This is a genomic window from Paraburkholderia sp. RL17-381-BIF-C (assembly GCF_046026435.1).
Taxonomy (GTDB): Bacteria; Pseudomonadota; Gammaproteobacteria; order Burkholderiales; family Burkholderiaceae; genus Paraburkholderia.
The window spans coordinates 1-1569 of sequence record NZ_JARESX010000175.1 but is presented as its reverse complement, the minus strand read 5'-3'; the positions used below and the strand labels follow the sequence as shown (position 1 = coordinate 1569).

The window sequence follows — 1569 nt, the reverse complement described above, 5'->3', positions numbered from 1 at the left end:
GCGTGATTCCCCTTGGTATGAACGGTGCAACACCCGACAAGCAGCTCCATCGCTACGATGAGCAATTTTCGCTACTCGACGCGGCTGGTAGCGCGCTACCGAAGACGTATTACACGGTGCTCTTGCCATCGGGCTACCGCGTCCACGGTGTAACGGATTCGCAGGGCCGAACTAGTCGCCATCATACGGATAGCGCGCAATCCATACAAATCCACCTCGGCCACAAGGAGGAGCACTAATGCCTGATGCACTTGCAACCGCAACAACCAACACCGATCCGAATTCCTCTGTTACGGTGTACACGGACCGATTTGCCAAGCCGTGGATTGTCAGTAGTGGTGGCCTTTCCTTTATTTCTGTGTGGGAGTCGGGGCTACTGAACGGCGTGAACTTTCAAGGGCACTACGTCACGGAGGGTTTTATTTTGCAAGCGTATCTGGATAACGCCGGCATTCCAACGGTTGGGTGCGGGCACCGGATATTACCCACAGACCATATCCAGGTTGGACAGTCAATATCACTGGAGCGGGCGCGGGGCTTTAAGAGGCGGGATGTCGAACGAATGGAAAGAAGACTGAATAGTGATGTAATGGTGCCGCTATTTCAATTTGAATATGATGCTCTCGTTAGCATCGTTTATAACTGCGGCGCGGGCGACGGCGCAACAGGCATAATCCAGAAAGTGAACACTGGGCACTACCGGGCAATGTCTGATTTCATTTGTACCTACCGAGTGGGACACAATCGCGGCTTGCCGCATAGGCGATATTCGGAGGCACGTCTTTTCGCGTCGGGGGTCTACGATGCCTCTCATTAGCAAAGCGATTATTTTTTGCGTCGTCTTCGCAGGGCTTTGCAACGTGGTCATGGCGAAACCGGATCAAGAGTGTCTAAAACATCTCGGCGGCGGATATGGAGACGCCTTATGTTATGGCAATCTGAGTGCCGATTTAGCCAGGAACAACAAGAAGATTTATGAAAATGTTCGTGCGAAGATACCAGTGGCGAATTCTCACGCGAAGCTACTGGACGCATACATGTCTGCACAAGACAATGCACTGAAATTCTGTGAATTGCAGCGCGACGCAGGCGCGGGATGGGAGAGAAGTTTAGATGGTTCCATGTTTCCAGCACTTTATGGTGAATGTGTTTACAACGTCCGCAAGGCGCAGAATAAATTTCTGACGGATCTTCTGGAAATGTCAAAATGGTAAGAATGCGCAGAATAAAAATTGCCACGCAAGCCATCTACCGGCATTGGTTGGATTGCCAGCTTTGGTGAGCCAACGTCGTCTTAAATCTCGTCACAACGCTAGTGCTCGTGCTTTAGCATGATCGATTGAGTCCGCCTGTCCACGAACAGGACATGCCGATGGCGACCTTCCCCGTCACCCTGCGCTGTTATGAAATGCAGCGGACCGGAACCCCAAAAAACACCTCGTTTTCCTGAGTTACCGAAGAAGCAGAAGGCCATCCGTAATACAAGACGCTTGCGGCCTGCAGATCAGGCTGTTCGAGAGTTCACCGGGCATCGCCTCACCCAAAAGAAAACTCAAACAACACCTTCTG

The 1569-nt window shown here is 51.6% G+C and carries 2 protein-coding genes and 1 pseudogene; all 3 read left to right on the top strand.

The genetic code is table 11. The annotated features are described in order from the left end of the window. A pseudogene (locus P0D70_RS36495) lies at nt 1–239 on the top strand (hypothetical protein); the annotation flags it as partial. Next, entirely contained in the window at nt 239–817 is a 579-nt protein-coding gene (locus P0D70_RS36490; protein ID WP_408188094.1) for a lysozyme, read from the top strand. The pseudogene P0D70_RS36495 and the gene P0D70_RS36490, both read left to right, overlap by 1 nt. Nucleotides 818–866: 49 nt before the next feature. Continuing rightward, nucleotides 867–1214, top strand: a complete 348-nt coding sequence (locus P0D70_RS36485; RefSeq protein ID WP_408188093.1) for a hypothetical protein — start codon at nt 867–869, stop codon at nt 1212–1214. The last annotated feature ends 355 nt before the right edge of the window (nt 1215–1569 follow it).

Excerpts from the sequence above, each read along its gene's own strand:
- P0D70_RS36490 (WP_408188094.1), top strand. The coding sequence starts at position 239 with ATGCCTGATGCACTTGCAACCGCAACAACCAACACCGATCCGAATTCC.
- P0D70_RS36485 (WP_408188093.1), top strand. The coding sequence starts at position 867 with ATGGCGAAACCGGATCAAGAGTGTCTAAAACATCTCGGCGGCGGATAT.